Consider the following 19,222-nt stretch of genomic DNA (forward strand, 5'->3'; position numbering starts at 1 on the left):
GAGGCTCCTAGTTGGTCATGAGGGCGAACATCCTGTCGTGAACATCCTGCACTGCTGGCTCGTCACGCCAGGGGGCCAATTCCCTTCCCGCCTGGAACGCGACGTTCAGCCCGCCACCCCCACGGTTCTGTTCGAGCAGGTCAAGCGCCTGGTGCAGGCGTTCGGTCGCTCCGTCGAGATCGCTCTGCCGCAGATGGGCGAGGGCAAGGTTCCCCAGGACGATGGACCGGCTTTTGCGCCACGGGTGCAATGTGGCCTCGGTCTCCTCCAACACGGCTTGGGCGCGCCGGGGGTCTCCGAGGAAGAGGTAGCAGGATCCAGCCATCCGGCCATACTGCGTGGGGGAGTAGTGCTCGATCGCGGTGTCGTCCCGGCCTACCTTGGCGAACGCTTGCTCGGCGGCAGCCAAAGCCTTCTCGCAGGGCGCAAACGCCTTCATCATGGCGTGCGCTTCGGCAACGTGAAGCAACGCCAGCCCGGTCAGCACCTCGCTTGCGTGACGTCCCAGTCGGGCAGCTCGGCTCGCTTGAACGAGACCGCTCGCCGGATCACCCACCCCGTACAAGTCCACGTAGCTCATGCGCAGCTGGGCCTGCGCCTCCGTAACGACATCATGAATCTCCCGCGCCGTCTCCGCAGCTTGTTGGAAGTATCGGCGCGGGCTGAGGTGGTCGCGTCTTTGTGAGGCGTCCCAGACGAGCTGGCCCATGAACAGGGCGGATCTCGCCTCGACAGAACCGAGGCTGCGTCGGATGGGCCCACCTGACGTGTTGTCCCGTAGATAGGTCACCTGTCCGTGGCACTGCCCCGCGTCGGCGAGCAACAGAGCCGAAGGCGTCGCGTCGTACGCCGCATTCAGCTGCTGCACCCGCTGTTGCAGATGAGCGACGGTGAAGTGGTCGACGGCGGCGGGATTCCTGAGCGCGTGGTCGAGCCGGCCGTTGCTTTCCTCCTCGACGGGCTCGCCTTCGCCCAAGAGGTCGTCCAACTCGTCCAGGGTCATCCCCAGCACCTGAGCGAGGCGGGGCAGCTGGTACGGATAGGGGGCGGTCTCGGCTCGTTCCCACCGCCCGATTGTGGTTCGTTCTGTCCCCACTCGATCGGCGAGCTGTTCCTGGGTCAGTCCCATCGCGCGGCGACGATGAGCGAGCCGACGACGATCCGCAGTCACAAATGATCTCTCATCGTGGGAAGTCCAGCCCTCAAGACTGGTCGGCGAGTCTGCGCAGGTCAAGAGGCCAGATGCATCATTCCTGCATCATAGATGCATCATTCCTGCACTGGTGCCTCCCAACGCGAACCGCTTTCGTAGAGGTCCCCAGGAACGTCCGCGACCCGAGTCACTGACAAACCGGGGAGAAGCGGTCAGGAAGCGTCGCGTCTCGCTCAACGACCAGGCACGATGCGCCAAATCGCTTCGGGAACGCTGCAGGACCAGGTCCTTCGCCGTGAGGGAACTCGGCCCGGCAACAGCCGACGACAAAACGGCCCCGGCCCGCCGCGGACACGGCGGGAGCTCCGGGGCCTAGGCCCGAAGGAGCTCGGACCCATGACGCAGAGTAGGACCTCAACACCCCTACCACGGCAGTGATCGCTACATTCGGCCCCCGGAACCGGCTCGGCCTGAAGCTTGCCGCACGGAACTCGGGACGGGACCCGCTCCGCGGTGCCCGCTTGGGCACTGGAAGCGGCCTCATTGTCCATTCCACCGCCGGCCTCACCCACCTTCCGGGTCTGGCGGTGTCTCCCAGGGCCGACTGCTCCGTCGGTCCTCGGTCTGCCACGTTGCCCGGGCCGCAAGGGTCCAGGCAACGTGGCAGGCCCCCTGCGTGCCGTGGCGGGAACGCCTCTCCCTTGCTGCTCCCGTCACGGCACGCAGGTCGCCCGTCCGCCGTCGCGCGTCACGTCATCCGAGCACGGCCCGGCCATGTCTGGTCTGGCCCTCGAGTCGGCTGCGCGGCCCACCCCCGCCCTGTCAGTACGATCCCGTCTGGGGGCGGGCCGTGCGGCTTCCCCCGGGCCTCGCAGACACCCCGCGCGAGTCAATCTTCGGCGGAACGTCCTGGCCCACCGGTCGGCGTGCCCTCCAAAGCGCGCGGTGTCCGCGACGACGCGAACCGCCACGGCCCTCGGACCAGAGCAGCCGGCGTCGGCGTCGACTACGCGGCCGGTGGCTTTGGTGGGGCAGGGCCGCGGCTGTCGACCTCGCTCGACGGTCAGGACGTGTCGCGATGACCGTCGAGTCGCTTCAGGCGAATATCGCCAGCGTGCAGGACTACCTCCTGGGTGGCGGTGACAACTACGAGGTGGACCGCCGGTGGGCGGAGGAGCTCGTCGCCGATCACCCGTATGTCCGGGAGGCGCTCTGGGAGAACCGGGAGTTCCTGGAGGCCGGTATCCGCTACTTGGCCGGGGATCTGGGGATCGGGCAGTTCCTCGACCTTGGTACCGGTCTCCCGGCTCGGCGGAATGTGCACGAGGTGGCGCAGGAGTGCCGCCCCGACGCGCGGGTCGTGTACGTCGACAAGGACCACCGGGTGCTGATCTACGCGCGGGCGTTGCTCGTCGGCCTGCCGGAGGGCGCTACGCACCACGTCGAAGCCGACGTCTGCGATCCCGGGGCGGTCCTTGACGGGGCCGCGCACATTCTGGACTTTGATCGGCCGGTCGCGTTGGTGGCCACGGCTGTTCTCGACTACGTCGAGGACCCTGCGGCCGTGCTGGCGCCGTTGCTCGGAGCGCTCGCGCCCGGCAGCAGGCTGTTGTTGAGTCATGCCGTCAGTGGTCCCGCTGCCGACGACATCGCCCGCCGGTACCGGGACGCCTTCGAGGTCGGCGTCGCGCGTACCCGCGAGGTGATCACGCGGTTCGTACAACCGTGGAGCTGGGACGAGCACGGTCTCGTCGACGTCGCCGGGTGGCAGGCCGGTGTCCGCGTGCATGCCGCCGGGGCTGCCGGTCAGGTGTCCTCGACGGGCCTGTTCGCCGGTGGTATCGCCTGCCCGCCCGAGCCGGAGGTTCCACTGTCGTGATCGATGCGCATGAGGCACCTGCTGGGCTGCTGCACGACGCGGCCGCGCTGGCCGAGCGTGTTCTGAGCGAGCGTGTTCTGAGTAAGGGTTCGGTGCGCTTTCCGAACCTTCAGGTGGCCTTGTTCCCCGAGCAGGTCCGGGGCGGCGCGGTCGTGGGTGCGGTCGTCACCGCGTCGGTGCCCTATCGGTCCGAGGTCACCTGGCCGGGGGTGGGGCGGGTGCGGCCTGCGGATGCGACCTTCATGTGCCTGAATCCGCGTGGCCCGGCTTACGTACTGCGTTGGGGGCGTTGGCAGGTCGAGAAGGACACGTGCGAGTGGGTCGACGTGGCCGACGGGGCGGACGTCGACCGCGCGGCTGAGGCGATGCTGGCGCGGCTGAATGCCCACATCGCCGTCCGCACCAGGCGGTCCCGGTCCTCGCCGCCCGGCTATGCCGCCCCGTCGGGTGGTCCGCCCGTTCGATGACGGGTGCTGCGCGGGCCGCCCGGCATTCTCTGCCCGTTTCCGTTGCACGCCGCGGCGCGCGCTCAGTTGGTGGCCGCGCTTTCCCTTCGTTGTTCAGGAGACTGCTGTGTCCTCACTCCCCGAGCGACCATTCAGCGACCCCACGCCGTGGGGCGCCCCCACGCCGGTGAATGGGATCTGGCATGCGGGGCCTTCGCCGGCGCAGGACCAGGTCTCGCGCATGCCATCTCCTGGGGAATCATCGCTGGCCGGTTTGTCTCCCGCCGAATCCCCGTGGGATCCGGCGGTCTGGGCGACCTGCATCATCACCACGGGCCTGGTGACGGCTGGGGGGCTGCTGCCTTCCGCGGCGGGCGGGTGGAGCCTGGCGGCCGCGGCGACTTCGGCGGCCGGGCTGGCCATGCTCGGGATGCGCCGGAACAGCGTGCGGCAGCGGTGGCTGCAGCACGAGCAGTACGCCTACGAGCGGGAGCAGGCGACCCTCCAGGCGAACCGCGTGCTGACCGGGCAACTCAAGGCCCTGCGGGGCCAGGCGCATGCGCTTCAGCAGCAGCTCGAAGAGGCAGGGCCAGCGTGGGAGGAACGCGAGGAGCGGCTTCGGGGGGACCTGGCCCTGGCCTTGGGGCATCTGGCCGATGAACGCATCCCTGCGGCGGTCGCGGGGGAGTTGCCGCCGATACCTCCACTCGCGGCGGTCTCCGATCCGCAGATCGCGGGGTTGCTGGCCGATGCCGAGCACGCGGCGTCGGTCGCCGCGACCCGCCTCCTACGGGACGCCAGGCTCAGCGAACACCCCGATCTGGCCGGGGACATGCGGGACGGGTTCGCGGCACTGCACAAGAACATGGCGGAATCACTCGGGGCCGTCAGCGCGCACATCGAGACCCTGGCAGACCAGGCCACTCCCCACGGGGGCGCCCCCAGTGAGGCGGAGCACCAGCTCACCGACCTCACCGGCAAACGGGTTGCCGGTGAGATCACCAGGCTTCTGAGCGAGGTCGACAAGGCGCAGACCGAGTGGGAAAGCCCCACCCACCTGCGTCACACCTACCGTGTCGAGCAGCGGACGATCAGGATTCGACGCCATATCGAGCGGACGGCGGTCCTCAACGGACGGTCCGCACGCCGGTCCAAGCGCCCCGAGGTGGCGGCGTCGCTGCTCCGCATGGCCGCCGGGGAGGTCGACGCCTACCAGCGAGTGACGATCGGCCCGTCCCTTCCATGGGTTGAGCTGGCGGGGTACGCCGTCCCCGAACTTGCGCTCCTGCTGGCCGAGTTGATCGAGAACGGCACCAAGTTCTCCTCGACCACCGTGTCGGTGAACGCGATCACGCTGCCCGAGGGCCTGGCGATCGACATCGAGGACCAGGGGGTGGGCATCTACGAGTCTCACCTGAAGGAACTGAACCGGATGCTTGCCCAGGTGGGGCCGGACGACAAGACCGCGCAGGTGAGGCGGGGGCAGCTCGGGCTCATCACCGTCGCATGCCTGGCCGACAAGTACCACGCCAAGGTGGAGCTGCTGCCCGGCGCCAAGCGAGGCACGCGAGCGCGTGTACTGCTCCCCGCCAACCTGGTGAGGCTGCCGCAACCGCGGCCGCAGCCGAACACCGCCCAACACACCGGCCCGGCCAGCACCCCGGTAACGCCCAGGCACGCTGCCCCGCCAGCGGCCAAGTCGAACGGCGCCACAACGGCCACACCGTCGGCCGCGCCACTGCCGCTGGCACCCGTGGCGGCGGAATCGACCGGGCCCCCATCCGGGCAGCCACCGGCGTCGCCCGCGTCGCCCAATCAGCCGGCCGCCCTGCCGGAACTGCCGCGTCGCCGCCCGGCGCGCCAATCGGCCTTGAACCGGCAGGGGGAGCAGGCTGCCCACGCCACGGCAGAGCAGGCGGCGGGGACCGATGACGTATCACCGTCCCCCGCATCGCCGCCCACGCCTGCGCCGCTGCCGACGCGCGGAGCGATGGGGGCTTTCGCCGCCGGTGCCTTGCGGGGCCGGTACAGCACCGGCGGGTCACCGCCTCCCGCTCCGGCCCCCGACTCCCACAACGCCACCGAATCGTAGGGACCTGTCATGACCTTCACCCACGTCACCGGCCCCACCCCGGGCGTCCTCGACGACGCCGACCTGGCCGCGCTGCTGAGCAACTTCCTCACACCCATTCCCAAGGTCGTCTCGGCGCTGCTGGCCTCGGGCGACGGCCTGCGCATGGCCGCCATGGGGTACGACGAGGGCTCGGCCGCCGCCGACCAGCTCGCCGCGATCGTGTCCGGCATGACCTCCCTCAGCAAGGGTGTCTGCGCGCTGTTCGGAGCATGGGCGACGCCCCCTGGGCAGGAGGGGGTGATGCTCTTGTTCCCGACCCTCCATCAGGAGAGATGAAGCGGATCGGGCGCGCGCGGGGGCCGGGCGGACCTGCGGGGTGGAACGTGCCCCTGGTCGGGCTGATCTCTTGGGGTGGCGGTCCGCCCTGTCCGGCAGATGATGTGCGCCGGAGCGTCGCCGGGATGTGCGGCCGGCGGGTGCCTGGGTGCCGAGTCCGGGGCGCGGTCAGGGGAGTGTGCTGATGACGGGCATGGAGAACCGCGCCCCGAACTTGGGGTTGCTGACCCTGCTCAGGGTGGGGCGGTCGGTGTTGGCTCCGGAGGTGCTCCAGTACACGGTGTCGACGCCGTTCACGGCGTTGCGGACCTTGCCGTCGGGCAGCAGCTTCCAGGACAACGAGGCGGGTGCGACGATCTTGCGGCAGAGCTTCGAAGTGAGCAGGATTGCCACGGACGTGATGCAGGAACCATCCAGGCCGTAGACGATGCCGTAGCCGTTGGCGTCGACGGTGCGCCGCTGCCAGTGCTGGGCGCGGTTGGAGTTGCTGCAGGCGCGGAGCATGACGTGCGCGGGGTCCCGGGTCTCGCGGGTGGCGCAGACCGTGTGGCCGTCGGACAGGCCGGTTCTGATCATGAAGGGCACCATCGGCGCCGGGAACTTCGCGACGTGTGTGACCTGCGCGTGCTGCGGGGTCGCCTCGGCGTCTGGAGCGGAGGCGGCACCCGCCCCTGCGGCCGCGACCGCGAAGGTCAGGGCGATTCGTCCGGTATGCGTCATGGTCATGGCATAACCTCCATTGAAAGTCACTGTACGTCACTTAATCGTCACACAATGCGCTCCCTGGTGGGGTTGGAACCGTCGAGCCGGCTGCCGGGCGCGACCGATCGGCCCACCAGGAGGATCGGACCGGTCCGTAGCGACAGCGGTCTCGCGTGGGCCCGGCTCCGGGCGAGGCCGGCGCGAGTCGTCGAGCCGCAGGCTCCCACTCCCGACGCACCAGCGCGCCCCTTGCCGGATCCGCCCCCCACGGATACGCCCCGCCGATTCAGAGCCATCTCGGCGCCACCACAGGTGAGCCCAACCCGCAGCAACGGCGATTGCGTGACCGTGACCTACCACGGCGTCACTTGGGCTGGGTCACGGCTGGGAGCCCCGGTGACCAGTGGTTCGTTCCGGCGTGGGGAGGGTTCGAGGATTCCCGCGTAGGCGCGGAGGACGCGGTCGACGTAGGCGGGGTCGTGCTGGTTGTCGATCAGGTCCTGGTGGTGGCTGTTGACGTCCATTCGGGCAGCGTGCAGGGCGTACTGGTAGGAGGCGTCGAAGGCGCGGGAGAGCCACTGGGCGTAGTGGGTCAGGGCTTCGCTGACCTGGTGGTGGTCGTCGAGGGGGATGTTCAGGTGGTCGGCGAGCATGTCGGCTTGGGTGAAGGCGTCGGTGATGCCTCGGGCGGGGCCGGGGTCTTTGGTGTGTGCGGCGTCGCCGACCAGGGCCCAGCCGGGCCCGTGCGGTTGCCGGAAGAAGTTCGGCTGGTCGGCGCAGCAGAACAGTCGCTCTTCTTGGTGGGCGTCTGCGAGTTGTTGTTCGAGTTCTGGAGAGGTCTGTCTCAGCATGCTGAGGTAGGTCTGCTGTCGGTCGCGATTGTCGATCGGCTTGCCTGTGCGAGTGAACGCGAGCCCGAGGAGGGTCAAGTCGTCGTGGGTCGGGATGCACGCGGTTCCCGCCCCCTGCACGCTGTAGAGGCGAAACCCTTGTTGGGGGATGCCGCTCCAGTATGAGTAGTAGGTGTAGGTGAGCCTGGGGTCTTGGCGCAGGTAGGGGGCGCGGGTCAGACGGGCGATGGTGGAGTTGCGTCCGTCGGCGCCTATGACAAGGCTGGCACGTTCGAGCTGCGGAGTTCGGTTCCGGGTGCCGTGGACGACCCCGGCCACCGCACCATCGCGCCAGTGAAGGTCCAACATGTTGCTGCAGGGGCGGAACTCGGCGCCGGCCTCGACGGCGGCCCGGACCAGGATGTGGTCCAGGACGAGGCGGCGGGGCGCGCAGCCTCCCGTGATCGCGCCCAGAGTGGGGGCAGGGCCCGCGAGGCGGACGCCCGGAGAGTGGAAGCTGAGGCTCGTCAGGGTCGGGCAGCCGGTGGCGAGGACTTCCTCTAGCAGGCCCCAGCGGTGAAGGTGGGCCAGACCGGGTTGATGGACGTAGTGGGTGGACAGGGTGTCGCTGGGGAAGTGGGCACGGTCCAGCAGCAGGATCTTGTGGCCGGCGCGGGCCAGGAGCATCGCGGTGACCGCTCCGGCGCAACGCGCCCCCACGACGATCACGTCGAACACGAGTTCTCCTACAAGATCATTGGTGGCGCAGTGGGCGGCTGCCTGGCTCTCGTCAGGCATCCGCCCACTGCTAGATCACTGGGCACCGCCGGGTGCCCGGGGTTGACGCCGGGCACCTGGCCAATCGATCAGTTTGCGCCCTGGCAGGGCGGCGGGACGTAGCATGCGCCGCAGCCGCCGCAGCCAGCGCAGGTCCTGTACTCGAAGGAGCTGTCCCTGCCCGTCGCGGTGGCGTCGATTGCCTGCTCGGTGCTGGCCGCCCGGACGTCGAGCGGCCCGACGGGCAGGGTGTTGAGCTGGCTGGCGAGTTCGATCATGACGATTCACTCCTTGATGTGTGGTTCTTGTTCGTGGACTGGAAGGGTTGCGCCCCTTTCCGGTCCGGCTGGCGCGGGAAGCGCCGGCTCGTTTGTGCGGGGGTGGCCGATGAGCAGAAAGCTCAAGGGCCGCCAGGGGGTGCCTTGCAGGCCGAGTACCGCGCCGGTTGAGGGGTTGGCGGCGTCGGAGTGGATGCGGCTGGTCAGGCCGAGCACGGCGGCTGCCAGGGCGGCCCGGTGGGTGACCATGCCGGTCTCGGTTTGCTGGAGGCGGTAGGCGACGTCGCCGCAGTGGGTCGCCTCGGTGAGCGGGGCGCCGACGGGGATGAGGGCGGCGGTGGCGTTGCGCAGGGCGTGGCGGGTGTTGGCGGCCAGCGGCGTCTGGTCCGGGACGGCTGGGCCGCTGCCGGTAAGCAGGAGCCGGGTCGGGTCATAGCGGTAGGCGCCGGGAGGGATGCCGGTGACGTTCCAGATCAGGACGTACAGGCCCGTGGTGGTTCGGCCGCTGGGGCGGGCGCTGGTCAGGATCTGCGTCAGGTCGGTAGCGGTGATGGGGCGTGGCTGGTAGCCGTTGAGCGGGGATGCCCGGCGGCCGATGCCGTGTGTCAGGTCCACGGCGGCGACCGGTGGCAGGGGTATGACCGGTCCGCCAGGCACCGGCGGGTCCTGGCCGGTCGGCGGCGAGAGCGGCCGACCCGCCACCTGCCTGCCAGAGACGGTGTGCAGCTCGGCCAGGTGCGGTAGAAGGCGGGTGACAGGCACCGGCAGATCGACGGCCTGGGCAGTGCTGAGGTGAGCCTGCGTGGTGGTCAGCAACTGGACAGGGGCCGCTGTGCCAGCTGTCGCTGCGGAGTCGCCGGTGGCGATGGTGAGAGCTGCAAGGGCGCCTTCGGCCCTCGGGTCGAGTCCCAGCAGTGTGTCGGCCCGTTCAGTGTCGAGGTCGAGATGGAGTGCGGAGCGCAGGCGAAGCTGGTCGGCCAGGGTGAGTGCCTGGGCGCACAGGGCGCCGGTTTCCTGGCACTGAAGGCGGTAGGCGAAGTCGCGGTATTTGAAGCCGTTGCGCCAGAAGACAGCGGTGAGTATCAGAGCCGCGTCCACTGTCCCGCCTTGGGGGAGCAGCGCGCTGCGATGGTCGCCGCCGCGGACGGTCTCCAGCGCGTGGTGGACCGTGTCGTAATGGTGGATGGCCGTCTCGTCGGCCAGGTACGCCTCGATCGGGTACAGGGCGCCACCGGAGGCCACCGGGCGGCCGACCCGCACGGAGCGGGGGCCGGGGAGGAACCTGCCCGCTTCGTCGGCCGGATAGCTCCAGGACACGCGGGTCAGGCCGAGCAGGCCGCGCAGCAGGTCGTCTTTCCAGCTCTGCGGCCCGGCCGTGGGCAGGGCGGTGCGGGTGGTGCCCCGGTACCGCTTGTAACGGGGTGGGGCCGAGTCCCAGTCGATGGGCTCCGGCTTGCGGTGGTCGATGGCCGCCAGGAAGCGGCGGGTGGCGTCACCGTAGGTGTCGGTCATCTCCTCCGCCTTCCTCAGTCCGTCCTTGCCGGCTGCTGGATGGTGAACTGGAGGGCTCATGGGAACGGGTGAGGGTGCGGGTTGAGCTCGTCGGGGCGCAGGTCGCGGTCGCGGTGGCCGAGCAGGCGGGGCACGGTCAGCAGGCGGGGCAGGTCGTGGGTGCGGCGGTAGCGGTGGCCGAACGTCACCGACGCGGTGCCGGGGACGATGACCTTGGCGCTGGCCAGCCCCCCGGCTTTGAGGTCGGGGCAGGTGGTGTCGACGGCGATCACGTCCAGGCCGGTGGACAGGTAGCGGCCGACCAGCTCGGCCAGATCGTCGGCGAGGTCCTGGTGGGACGGCCACGGTTCGACGAGCTCGGCCAGCGGCCGCCCCGGCTCGTCGACGGGAAGGAACGCCAAGCGCGGCCACGCGTCCCGATGCCCGTACAGGGTGCTGTGCTCTTCCATCGTTCGTACCTGGTCGCCATCACGGAGCATGGCCTCCACGATGCGGTCCCGCGATGCGGCATCGTCTGACCGAGGTGCGTGCCCGGTATCGGCGGTGGGAAGGAAGCCGAGGAGCTCTGCCAGCGCCGAGCGCAGCGCCTGTTCGGGATCAGCGTGGGCGCCGGCAGAGCAGAGAGCGTGCGGACGGGACTGTTCGCCTGCGCGGCCCACGGCGCTGTCGACCGCCATGACCCAGAAGGCGGGCACGCGCTGTTCCATCGGCATCGCGAACGCCATGACCTCGTATCCGAGGGTCTGCCGGATCTGCGCGACGGTCAACGGGATCCGCCGGTCGGCCGTCGAGCTCAGGTCGACCTTGGGCACGGGCAGTCGGCCGTACCAGGTCATCAGGAACGCGTCGCGTTCGGCAACCTCCAGCAGGCCGTACAGGATCGCCTCATTCAGGGAACTGCCCAGGGCTGCACCGTTGGAGCACTCGTACACCCACCTGGGTTCGACCGGGGCCCTCATGCCGTAGTAGGCGTAGGTGACCGGAACCAGCAGAGGACGGGCAGCGGCGAAGGAGTAGCCCCACACCCAGCCGACCTGCTGCTCCGGGTCGAACCGGGTGTAGCGGAAGCCGGGCTGGTCGTACCAGTGGTCGGGATACAGGCCGAGCGAGTACGGGTCCAATGCGTGGTCGGCGATGTCGGCGTAGGCGGCGCGCACGGTGCCCCGGCCGCACAGACGGGAACCAGCGTGGCGTTCCAGAGCCTCGGCAATCGCGGTCAGGCGAGCCGCACGCGCGTTGCGGGCGTGGCCATAGCCGTGTCGGCTGGCATCGCCCTCGTGTCCCGGGGCGAGCCGGGCCACCGCCCAGGGAAGCAGACCGTCAAGGCTCGTCGCCACCGAGCCGATCAGCCCGGTCTCGGCATCCACGTAGGTCGATTCCAACCCCTCGCTCAGAGTTCCGGTCCGCAGCCGCAACGGATCGGGCTTCGTCGCGCGCGCGGCCGCCATCTGCACGGGAACTTCTTGGGCGGGTGGCGCGCAGTCGGGGCAGCGCGGGTCAGGCAGCAGCCGGTGGCGGGTGACAGCGCCTGTGTCCGCCGACACCTTCAACACGCTGCCCCGGGTGCGAGCGAACCCGGACTCCAGTTCGTGGCATACCAGCGCGGCGGCCAGATCCGCGATCAGTGGCAACAGCGGCAGGCCGCGACGGCGGTCGCCGTCGCGGCGGTCGTCGGGGCGCTCGAGCAGGGCGCGCCGGGCCGCCGCCAGCGGACGGTTGGCGTCCTGGCGCCCGCTCAAGCAGGTCGGGCAGCCGGGACGGGACGGTTCGACCGCCGGGCCGACGAAGACCGCCCCGCCCTCCCTTCGCACCGGCAGCCAGGACGTGCCGCCTTCCCATGCCTTGTCGTAGGGGCTGGTGTCGTCGCCGTCGGTGGCCACCACCCGGACGTCGGGCGGTACCGGCATCCGGCGCAGCGCGTCATGCAGCGTCCCAGATCCCAGCAAGCCGCCGGTCAGACGGTCGGGCGAGCCCTCCAGAAGGCGTTCAGGCATGATCGATCACCACCTGCGCCACGAACGGCAGCAACCGCGCCACCTCGGCGTCATGGGCGAGCGGGGACACGACCGGTTTGCGTCCAGCGCGGTTGAGTGCTTCGGTCATCGCCTCGGCGAACCGCTCGGCGTCCGCTTCGCCGGAGCCCTCGTCCCCGGTGTCCTCGGGCCAGCGGACCGGTGGGTCGGCGTACCACGGCTGCCGCTCGGTACGAGCCTGCCAAGCCAGCAACGCCCGCTCCAACGCTCCGCGCATCGCCGCCACCGGACTGGCCGCGCAGACGGGCGCCGCGTATCGGATCGTGTCCGGAGCGCCCCCGTTGGATCTGGCCGGGATGGTCGCGGTCCCGACCAGGTACGCGGGCAGGCCGAGCGCGCCGGTCAGGTCGCGGATCTCCACCTGTTCACCGGCTGCCTCCAGCAACGCCACCAACTGCGCCACCGGTGCGTCCGGCAGGGCGACGGTCACGGGGAAGTCGTTCGGGGCATGTTCGCGTAGGAGCTCCTGGCCGTGCTGGGCGAGCGCGGCCGCTACGGCCTGCGGCCACGACAACCCGGCCGCGACCCCGACCGGCGCGATGTACGGGGCCGCCGCCTGCCGTCCCCCTGCCAGCGCCTGGTAGGTCGCCAGTCCCGCCAGGGCCGCCCGCAGGCGCGCGGTCCTGGCGGTGCCGCCCCACCCGATCACCGACGGCGGGGCCGACCATGGCGGCAACGCCCCCAGCGGATCGGACACGGTCGCCCGGCACACCGCCAACGGCGTCTGCGCCAGGTCACCGGTGTCCAGGACACCCAGCACCCCGGTACGGGCATCGACGTAATCGGATACCCGCGCCAGCAGCTCATCGGCCGCGAGCAATGGCAGCGAAGCAACATCCAGACCCGTGTTGCGGGGACCCGAGTAGGGGTAGACATGGCGCTGGTTGGTGTCGAGCGAGCGCAGGTCGATCCGGGTCACCACCGAAGCCACCGCCGCGCGTGGCGGATCTGAAGCCGTCGGTTCCGCCGGCGGATCCGTCATCCCGGTGAGGTACTCGAAACATGACAACGCGACCTGCGAGGCCAGGACCGCCGGCACCGCGCCGGTCAACCAGTCTTCGCCGGCCGGTTCCCGGTGCGGCATGGGGTCCGGTAGCCCGCTGATCCGCCGCCAGGACGACGTGCTGTCCGCCGCTGCGACCGGCGTCACCCAAGCCTCGTCCGGGCGCACCCACACCTGCCCCAAGGCCACACCGTGCTCGGCGCACGCCGACGCCATCGACGTCAGGTCCTCGATGCCGTCCCCGTCGTGCACCTGAAGCACCACATCGGCGTCCTCCCACGGCCGCTCGGGGCCACCGGCATGCACCGTCTGGTCCGGGTCCCGGCGGGCGTCCGCCACCGCCGCGACCAGATCCACCGGCACCTCGCCAAGGTCGGTCACCCGTACGCTTCGCCAGCCGCTGTTCAGGCCCGCCTGCAGCAGTGCCTCGAGCACGGGCCCCGAACCGATCAGCGAGATCCGCGCCTGCCGCAGGCGCTCGAAGCACCGTTCGGCCGAGTCGAATCCGTACCGGATGAAGGCGATCTCCGCCGCATAGGTTTCCCGCTCGGCCGCGCTCAGGCCGTGCGGTTCCTCGACGCGGGCGTCCACCACGAACCGGTGTTCCGCCAGCGCCCCCACCAGCTGCTTCACCAACACCTGCCGGTCCGGCGACAGCGGACCGGTCAGCTCCTGAAGGGTGTGCTCTCCGGTCAGGAGCGGCGCCAGGCGCGACAGCCATGCGTACCCGTGCTCACCCTCGATCGTGCAGGCGCCCCGATCGCACTCCAGGTACACGCCCCCGTCGCACTCCACGAAACGCACATCGTCCAGCAAACGCGGCCGCATCATCCCTCACCCCAACGTCCTCAAACAGCACCGTGACGACGACACCCGGCCTCTGGCACTCACCAGTCCTCACCGGCGGACTGGCAGACCACCTCCCCGGAACCCTCATCGAGTTCCCGGACGCGCAAGAGGCACGTGGCTGCGGCGTGCGGGGTGGCGACGGTCGCCGCTCGAGTCGTGATCATGAGTGTTCTCCTCGGTTGAGAACCCGTTGGCCAGACCCCACCAGCCATCACTTCATGTCATCAAGCCGCTACGTTCTGCGACAGTCGCCTGTTGGGGCGGGAAACCTTCCGGGTTCGGTGCCTGACCTGTGGGGCCGGTTACCTGGGCGGCCTCGACAGCGGGCGCGGTCTGGATGGTAAAGAACGCGCAGACCCGGAGGGTGGCCTGGCCTGCTTCGGCTCGTCGCCCTCTTGCTCAGGTTTGCGCCGGACTTGTGACAGAAGCCGCCTGCTATGTAACAGTCATCCCGAATTGGACGGTCGCCCAAGCGTTCGCCGAACGGCCTGCCACTGAGCCCTTTTTTCGTGCGCCCAGCAGAACGGGAGGTGATGCCGGTGGGCCGGTCTCGGCGGACGGGCGCCACGTCCTCGCCGCAGAACACCAGTGCTCCGGTGCGGATCTTCACGCGGGAGGAGGCTGCGGGCTCGGCCACGCAGGCGGTATGCCTGCGAAGGTGCCTCTGGCACGGGCATCTGACAGAACCGGCGGCAGGCTCGACGGGGTGGGCCACCAGGGAGTGGACCAGGTCAGGCCGTCCTGGCGGGATGTTCGTCGGCGCCACCTCCGCCGACCGGCACCGGGCGGCCACCGGTTTCAGAAGGTGAAGCGGTAGTCCGCTGAGGCGTTGCGGAGGGCGGGGACGGTGTTCATCAGGTCGTAGAGGAGGCGGTAGCGGCGTAGTGGGATGCGGTCGCGGTGTTCGGTGATGGGGACCTGTTCGGCGAGGGTGAGGCGGGGGTTCATGCGTTCGACGTCGTGTCCGTCTCGCACTCCCCAGCGGAACAGCCGGCCCATGCGGGCGGTCCAGGGTGCCAGGCCGTCGAAGAGCAGTTCGCCCGTGGGGAAGTGGTCGGTGAGCCGGCGCAGCAGGCGCTGGACTTCGGTGGCGGTCAGGTAGGGGAACAGCCCCTCGGCGACGATGAGGACGGGCCGGTCGGCGGGGATCTGGTCGAGCCAGCCGTCGTCGGTGACGGACGCGCCGACCAGCCGGTAGTGGCCCTGCTCGGGGTAGAGGCGGCGGCGCAGGCCGATGACCGTGGGGACGTCGAGGTCGAACCAGTGCAGGGTGCCCTGCGGGTCGAGGCGGAGCATGCGGCTGTCGAGGCCGCAGCCGAGGTGCAGGACGGTCGCGGCCGGGTGGCGGGTGAGGAATCCGGTGCACCAGTCGTCGAGCTGGCGTGCCCGCAGCGCGACGAGGAACTGGTTGCCGTTGGGGCGGAGGCGGCGTTTCAGGGGCGCGAAGTCGTAGTCGATGCGTTCGAGGGCCTCTGCCGCGTAGCGGTCGCCGAGGATGGGGTGGGGGAGGCGGTTCTCCCAGGCCCGCAGGTAGAGGGTGCCGAGGAGCGTCCAGGACACGCCCTCGCCGGAGAGGGCGCTGAAGTCGATCTTCCCGCTGTCCATCGCGCTCCGCTCGTCACCGGTCCCGTCCCTGGACCACCTACCCCGGGTGCCCGGTTCCGCACTTGAGCGAGAGCGTCTTGATGATCTCCATTGTCGAGGTGGGCGACCCGGGACGGACGTCCGCCCGCCCCGAGGGGCGGACGGCCGTGACGCGGCGGGTCAGGCGTGGTCGGCGGCGGCCTGGCCGGTGCTCATGTCCTTCGCCTCCTTCTCGGCGATGTCGCGCCACCAGGCGCGGCCGGACTCGGGCAGGGTGTAGATCGGGTCGTAGTACTCGTACCGGTTGTTGAGGGCCTCGGGGTCGGTGAGCTCGATCCCGGTGCGGTAGTTCTTCGTCCAGTAGGAGATGCCGCGGTCGCGGTCGTACTCGGCGAGCTGGTGGACCCAGCGCTTGCCGACGTAGGGGACGTCGCAGACGATGCGCGGCGTGGCGAAGCCGGGCAGGTAGCCCATGATCGCGTGCTGGAGGGCCTGGGCCTCCCAGACGGCGAGCCGCCAGTGCTCGGATCCGGGGATCATGTCGCACATGTAGAAGTAGTAGGGCATGATGCCGGCCTCGTCGAGCAGGGAGAACGACAGGTCGAGCAGGGCCTCGGGCGAGTCGTTGACCCCGCGCAGCAGGACGCCCTGGTTGCGGACGTCGCGGATGCCGGTGTCGAGCATGGCGCGGGCGGCGCGGGCGACGAGCGGGGTGACCGAGCTCGCGGCGTTGACGTGGGTGTGGATGGCGATCTGGACGCCGCGCTGGTTGGCCTTGGTCGCGAGCCGTTCCATGCCGGCGCGGATCTCGTCCTGGAGCCAGTGCTGCGGGAGGCCCATGAGGGCCTTGGTGGCCAGGCGGATGTCGCGGACGTTGTCGATGTCGAGCAGGGCGTCGACGAAGGACTCCAGGCGTGGCCAGGGGAGGTTGGCGACGTCGCCGCCGGACACGACGACGTCCCGGACGCCGGGGGTGCGGCGGAGGTAGTCGAGCATGGCGGCGTGCCGGTCCGGGGGCTTGATGGTGAAGCGGTGCTTGTCGACGGCGGGGGTGGAGTTGCCGACCAGGTCCATGCGGGTGCAGTGGCCGCAGTACTGCGGGCAGGTGGACAGGAGTTCGGCGAGGACCTTGGTCGGGTAGCGGTGGGTGAGTCCCTCGACGGCCCACATCTCGGCCTCGTGGAGGGAGTCGCGGGTGGAGTAGGGGTGGGAGGCCCAGTCGGTGCGGCGGTCGGAGAAGACCGGGAGCATGTACTGGCGCACGGGGTCGGCGTAGAACGCCTCGGTGGAGGAGGTGTCCATGGTGTTGAGCATCTGCGGCGGGAGCAGCATGGACATGGTGGCGCGTTCGCGCTGGTCGCGTTCGAGGTCGGCGTAGAACGACTCGTCGAGCAGGTCGCCCATGACGGTGCGGAGCTGCCGGACGTTCTTGACGCAGTGGGCGCGCTGCCACTGGGCGGACTCCCAGTCGGCGGTGGTGATGTCGCGCCATCCGGGGAGGCGCCGCCAGTCGGGTTCCGTCAGGGGCCTGCGCCGGTAGACGTAGGGCTGACCGGCGGGTTCGGCCGGTGCGTGGCCGGCGGTGTCGGGACGCAGGGCGGTGGTCATCGTTGACCTTCTTCCTCGCGATGCGATGTGATCGCGTGAAAGTCTTGTATAAGTACGGCGATACGGGAAGACTTCCGCGTGAAGTAGTGATACCCCGGATATCTTTCGGGACTCATCTGGGGCTGTGCGGGAGGTGGCTGTGCGGGACGCCGGGACCGGTGGAACGTCCGAGATCACGGGCGGTGCGGGGCTTTCTGAGGCGGTGGCCGGGGCGGTCCCCGCCACGGCTCCGGGGAACGCGCCCGGGGACGCGCCTGGGGGTGCGTCCGGGCGGGCCGTGGGGCTGCACCGGGTGCTGGAGCCGGCGGGGGTGCTGCCGCAGGCCGCGGTGCGCCTGGACGCCGATCCGGTGATCGGGCCGGACGAGGTGCGGATCGCGGTGGAGCGGCTGAACCTGGACGCGGCGTCCTACCGGCAGCTGCGGACGGCGCACGGCGGGGACGGCGAGGCGGTCCGGGCCGAGGTGCTGCGGATCGTCGGCGAGCGCGGCAAGATGCACAACCCGGTGACGGGGTCGGGCGGCATGCTCGTCGGGACCGTCGCGGAGGTGGGCCCGGAGTCGCCCCTGGGACTGAAGCCGGGCGACCGGGTCGCGACGCTGGTGTCGCTGACGCTGACGCCGCTGGCGATCACCGACGGCCTGGCCCGCTGGGACGGGATGAGCGAGCAGGTCCCGGCGGAGGGGCACGCGATCCTGTTCGCGCGGTCGATCGCCGCGGTCCTCCCGGACGATCTCCCGGTTCCGCTGGCGCTGGCCGTGATGGACGTGTGCGGCGCGCCCGCGCTGACCCATCGCGTGGTGGCGGGCCGTCCGGTGCCGCCGAGGGTGGCGGTGCTGGGCGCGGCGGGCAAGAGCGGATCGCTGGCGCTGGCGGCGGCGCGGCGTGCGGGCGCGGCCGAGACGGTCGGGCTGGTGCCGTCGCAGGAGGAGGAACGGCGGCTGGTGGCGTCCGGGCTGGCGGACCGGGTGGTGCGGGCGGACGCCCGCGACCCGGTGGCGGTGGCCGAGGCACTGGGGGCCCCGGCGGACGTGACGGTGGTGTGCGTGGACGTGCCGGGCTGTGAGCACGGCGCGGTGCTGGGGACCGCCGCGGGCGGGACGGTGGTGTTCTTCTCGATGGCGACGTCGTTCCCCGCGGCGGCGCTGGGCGCGGAGGGCCTGGCCGCGGATGTGACGATGCTGATCGGGAACGGTTTCGTGCCGGGGCATGCGGAGATGGCGCTGGACCTGCTGCGGTCCGAGCCGGGTGTGCGCGCGTTGTTCGAGGGCCGTCTCTGACGGTCGTCGGCCGGCGGTTCGCCGGCCGCCGCCGGGTGCCCGCCGTGATGCGCGATCATGGCGGGCATGGTGGTGGAAACGGTGACGGTTCCGTGGATTCCCGTCGCGCATCGGATGGATCTGCTGCTGACGCAGGTCCTGCCGGTGGACGGCAGGGTCGTGACGACGGCGTTCACGCTGGTCCTGGACGCCGCGGGGCGGACGCTGCTGACACGGGTGGATCGTCCGGGCCGGGGCTGGGAGGTTCCCGGCGGGCACGTGGAGCCGGGCGAGGCGCCGGTGGACGCGGCGGCGCGGGAACTGGCCGAGGAGACCGGCCTGGACGTGGCCGCGGGGCGGCTGCGGCTGTTCGGCGGGCAGGCGATCACGTTGGAGGCCGCGCCGCCCGAGGACTACGGGTATCCGCCGCGGACCTTCATGGCGTTCTACACCGCGCGGCTGGAGGTTCCGGGTCCGGTGACGCGTCCGGCGGACGGCAGTGAGTGCGCCGAGGCGGCGTGGCTGTCGCCGGAGGAGGTCGCGGCGCGGTGCGCGGGCGCGTCCTGGCTGCACCTGTTCCGCCGCCTGCCGGTTCTGTGAACGCGGGCCGGCCGCACCCGCGCGGAGCGGGTGCGGCCGGTGGTGTGCGGGTCAGTGGGCGAACAGGATGGCGACGCCCGCGCTGATCACGACCGCGATGATCACCATGACCAGGGTCGAGGCGAGCCCGGTCGGGGGTGTGTGGCGGGCGACGGCCGCCACCGGGTACGGCCTGCGCGGGCGGGGCGCCGGGTTCGTCGTCGGCCGCGCGGGAGCGGACGGCGACGGTGACACGGCCGGTGCGGGTGCCGGGACCGGGGCCGGAATCGCGGGGAGGGCCGGACGCGGCCGCGGCGCGAC

17 protein-coding genes are annotated in these 19,222 nt (G+C 70.7%); 7 read left to right on the top strand and 10 right to left on the bottom strand.

Features of this window, described 5'->3' with window-relative positions; genetic code table 11:
• Nucleotides 1-7: 7 nt before the first annotated feature.
• Nucleotides 8-1,171, bottom strand: a complete 1,164-nt coding sequence (locus EBO15_RS20870; RefSeq protein WP_122196102.1) for a helix-turn-helix transcriptional regulator — start codon at nt 1,169-1,171, stop codon at nt 8-10.
• A gap of 1,060 nt (nt 1,172-2,231) precedes the next feature.
• Between EBO15_RS20870 and EBO15_RS20875 the strand changes: the two genes are divergently transcribed.
• From EBO15_RS20875 to EBO15_RS20890, 4 genes are all read left to right on the top strand, one after another.
• Nucleotides 2,232-3,032, top strand: a complete 801-nt coding sequence (locus EBO15_RS20875; RefSeq protein ID WP_122196103.1) for an SAM-dependent methyltransferase — start codon at nt 2,232-2,234, stop codon at nt 3,030-3,032.
• A complete protein-coding gene (locus EBO15_RS20880) occupies nt 3,029-3,499 on the top strand; it encodes a hypothetical protein (RefSeq protein ID WP_122196104.1) in 471 nt (156 codons plus the stop codon). Before EBO15_RS20875 ends, EBO15_RS20880 begins: the two co-directional genes overlap by 4 nt.
• A gap of 253 nt (nt 3,500-3,752) precedes the next feature.
• Complete coding sequence (locus EBO15_RS20885; RefSeq protein ID WP_158628306.1) at nt 3,753-5,570, top strand: ATP-binding protein; 1,818 nt, start codon at nt 3,753-3,755, stop codon at nt 5,568-5,570.
• Nucleotides 5,571-5,579: 9 nt separating this feature from the next.
• Nucleotides 5,580-5,888: a roadblock/LC7 domain-containing protein gene (locus EBO15_RS20890; RefSeq protein ID WP_122196106.1), complete on the top strand. Its 309-nt coding sequence runs from the start codon at nt 5,580-5,582 to the stop codon at nt 5,886-5,888.
• Nucleotides 5,889-6,056: 168 nt separating this feature from the next.
• Here the strand turns inward: EBO15_RS20890 and EBO15_RS20895 are convergent, their stop codons facing one another.
• The 9 genes from EBO15_RS20895 to EBO15_RS20930 form a co-directional block, all read right to left on the bottom strand.
• Complete coding sequence (locus EBO15_RS20895) at nt 6,057-6,614, bottom strand: hypothetical protein (protein WP_122196107.1); 558 nt, start codon at nt 6,612-6,614, stop codon at nt 6,057-6,059.
• A gap of 329 nt (nt 6,615-6,943) precedes the next feature.
• Nucleotides 6,944-8,218: an NAD(P)/FAD-dependent oxidoreductase gene (locus EBO15_RS20900; protein ID WP_122196108.1), complete on the bottom strand. Its 1,275-nt coding sequence runs from the start codon at nt 8,216-8,218 to the stop codon at nt 6,944-6,946.
• A gap of 68 nt (nt 8,219-8,286) precedes the next feature.
• Nucleotides 8,287-8,475 carry a hypothetical protein gene (locus tag EBO15_RS20905; protein WP_122196109.1) on the bottom strand — a complete coding sequence of 63 codons (189 nt, stop codon included), beginning with the start codon at nt 8,473-8,475 and terminating at the stop codon, nt 8,287-8,289.
• A 6-nt stretch (nt 8,476-8,481) separates the two neighbouring features.
• Nucleotides 8,482-9,987 carry a nitroreductase family protein gene (locus tag EBO15_RS20910; protein ID WP_122196110.1) on the bottom strand — a complete coding sequence of 502 codons (1,506 nt, stop codon included), beginning with the start codon at nt 9,985-9,987 and terminating at the stop codon, nt 8,482-8,484.
• Nucleotides 9,988-10,043: 56 nt separating this feature from the next.
• Nucleotides 10,044-11,867: a TOMM precursor leader peptide-binding protein gene (locus tag EBO15_RS20915; RefSeq protein WP_158628307.1), complete on the bottom strand. Its 1,824-nt coding sequence runs from the start codon at nt 11,865-11,867 to the stop codon at nt 10,044-10,046.
• A 106-nt stretch (nt 11,868-11,973) separates the two neighbouring features.
• Entirely contained in the window at nt 11,974-13,839 is a 1,866-nt protein-coding gene (locus EBO15_RS20920) for a hypothetical protein (protein ID WP_147481590.1), read from the bottom strand.
• Between the two features lie 71 nt (nt 13,840-13,910).
• Nucleotides 13,911-14,036, bottom strand: a complete 126-nt coding sequence (locus tag EBO15_RS46840) for a hypothetical protein (protein ID WP_267898421.1) — start codon at nt 14,034-14,036, stop codon at nt 13,911-13,913.
• A gap of 634 nt (nt 14,037-14,670) precedes the next feature.
• Entirely contained in the window at nt 14,671-15,477 is an 807-nt protein-coding gene (locus EBO15_RS20925; RefSeq protein ID WP_122196113.1) for a class I SAM-dependent methyltransferase, read from the bottom strand.
• A 159-nt stretch (nt 15,478-15,636) separates the two neighbouring features.
• A complete protein-coding gene (locus EBO15_RS20930; RefSeq protein WP_122196114.1) occupies nt 15,637-17,064 on the bottom strand; it encodes a KamA family radical SAM protein in 1,428 nt (475 codons plus the stop codon).
• Nucleotides 17,065-17,203: 139 nt separating this feature from the next.
• Here EBO15_RS20930 and kdd point away from each other — a divergent pair, with 139 nt between their 5' ends.
• From kdd to EBO15_RS46845, 3 genes are all read left to right on the top strand, one after another.
• Nucleotides 17,204-18,343: an L-erythro-3,5-diaminohexanoate dehydrogenase gene (gene kdd / locus EBO15_RS20935; protein ID WP_233616328.1), complete on the top strand. Its 1,140-nt coding sequence runs from the start codon at nt 17,204-17,206 to the stop codon at nt 18,341-18,343.
• 66 nt (nt 18,344-18,409) lie between these two features.
• A complete protein-coding gene (locus tag EBO15_RS20940) occupies nt 18,410-18,922 on the top strand; it encodes an NUDIX hydrolase (RefSeq protein WP_158628308.1) in 513 nt (170 codons plus the stop codon).
• A 67-nt stretch (nt 18,923-18,989) separates the two neighbouring features.
• Nucleotides 18,990-19,222 (top strand): hypothetical protein (locus EBO15_RS46845; RefSeq protein WP_267898422.1); only part of this gene is annotated, 233 nt, incomplete at its 3' end.

This window comes from Actinomadura harenae, assembly GCF_003696215.1.
Taxonomy (GTDB): domain Bacteria; phylum Actinomycetota; class Actinomycetes; order Streptosporangiales; family Streptosporangiaceae; genus Spirillospora; species Spirillospora harenae.

Coding starts and splice junctions, on each gene's coding strand:
- EBO15_RS20940 (WP_158628308.1), top strand. CDS start 18,410: ATGGTGGTGGAAACGGTGACGGTTCCGTGGATTCCCGTCGCGCATCGG.
- EBO15_RS20925 (WP_122196113.1), bottom strand. CDS start 15,477: ATGGACAGCGGGAAGATCGACTTCAGCGCCCTCTCCGGCGAGGGCGTG.
- EBO15_RS20895 (WP_122196107.1), bottom strand. CDS start 6,614: ATGACCATGACGCATACCGGACGAATCGCCCTGACCTTCGCGGTCGCG.
- EBO15_RS20910 (WP_122196110.1), bottom strand. CDS start 9,987: ATGACCGACACCTACGGTGACGCCACCCGCCGCTTCCTGGCGGCCATC.
- EBO15_RS20900 (WP_122196108.1), bottom strand. CDS start 8,218: ATGCCTGACGAGAGCCAGGCAGCCGCCCACTGCGCCACCAATGATCTT.
- EBO15_RS20875 (WP_122196103.1), top strand. CDS start 2,232: ATGACCGTCGAGTCGCTTCAGGCGAATATCGCCAGCGTGCAGGACTAC.
- EBO15_RS20890 (WP_122196106.1), top strand. CDS start 5,580: ATGACCTTCACCCACGTCACCGGCCCCACCCCGGGCGTCCTCGACGAC.
- EBO15_RS46840 (WP_267898421.1), bottom strand. CDS start 14,036: ATGATCACGACTCGAGCGGCGACCGTCGCCACCCCGCACGCCGCAGCC.
- EBO15_RS20905 (WP_122196109.1), bottom strand. CDS start 8,475: ATGATCGAACTCGCCAGCCAGCTCAACACCCTGCCCGTCGGGCCGCTC.
- EBO15_RS20930 (WP_122196114.1), bottom strand. CDS start 17,064: ATGACCACCGCCCTGCGTCCCGACACCGCCGGCCACGCACCGGCCGAA.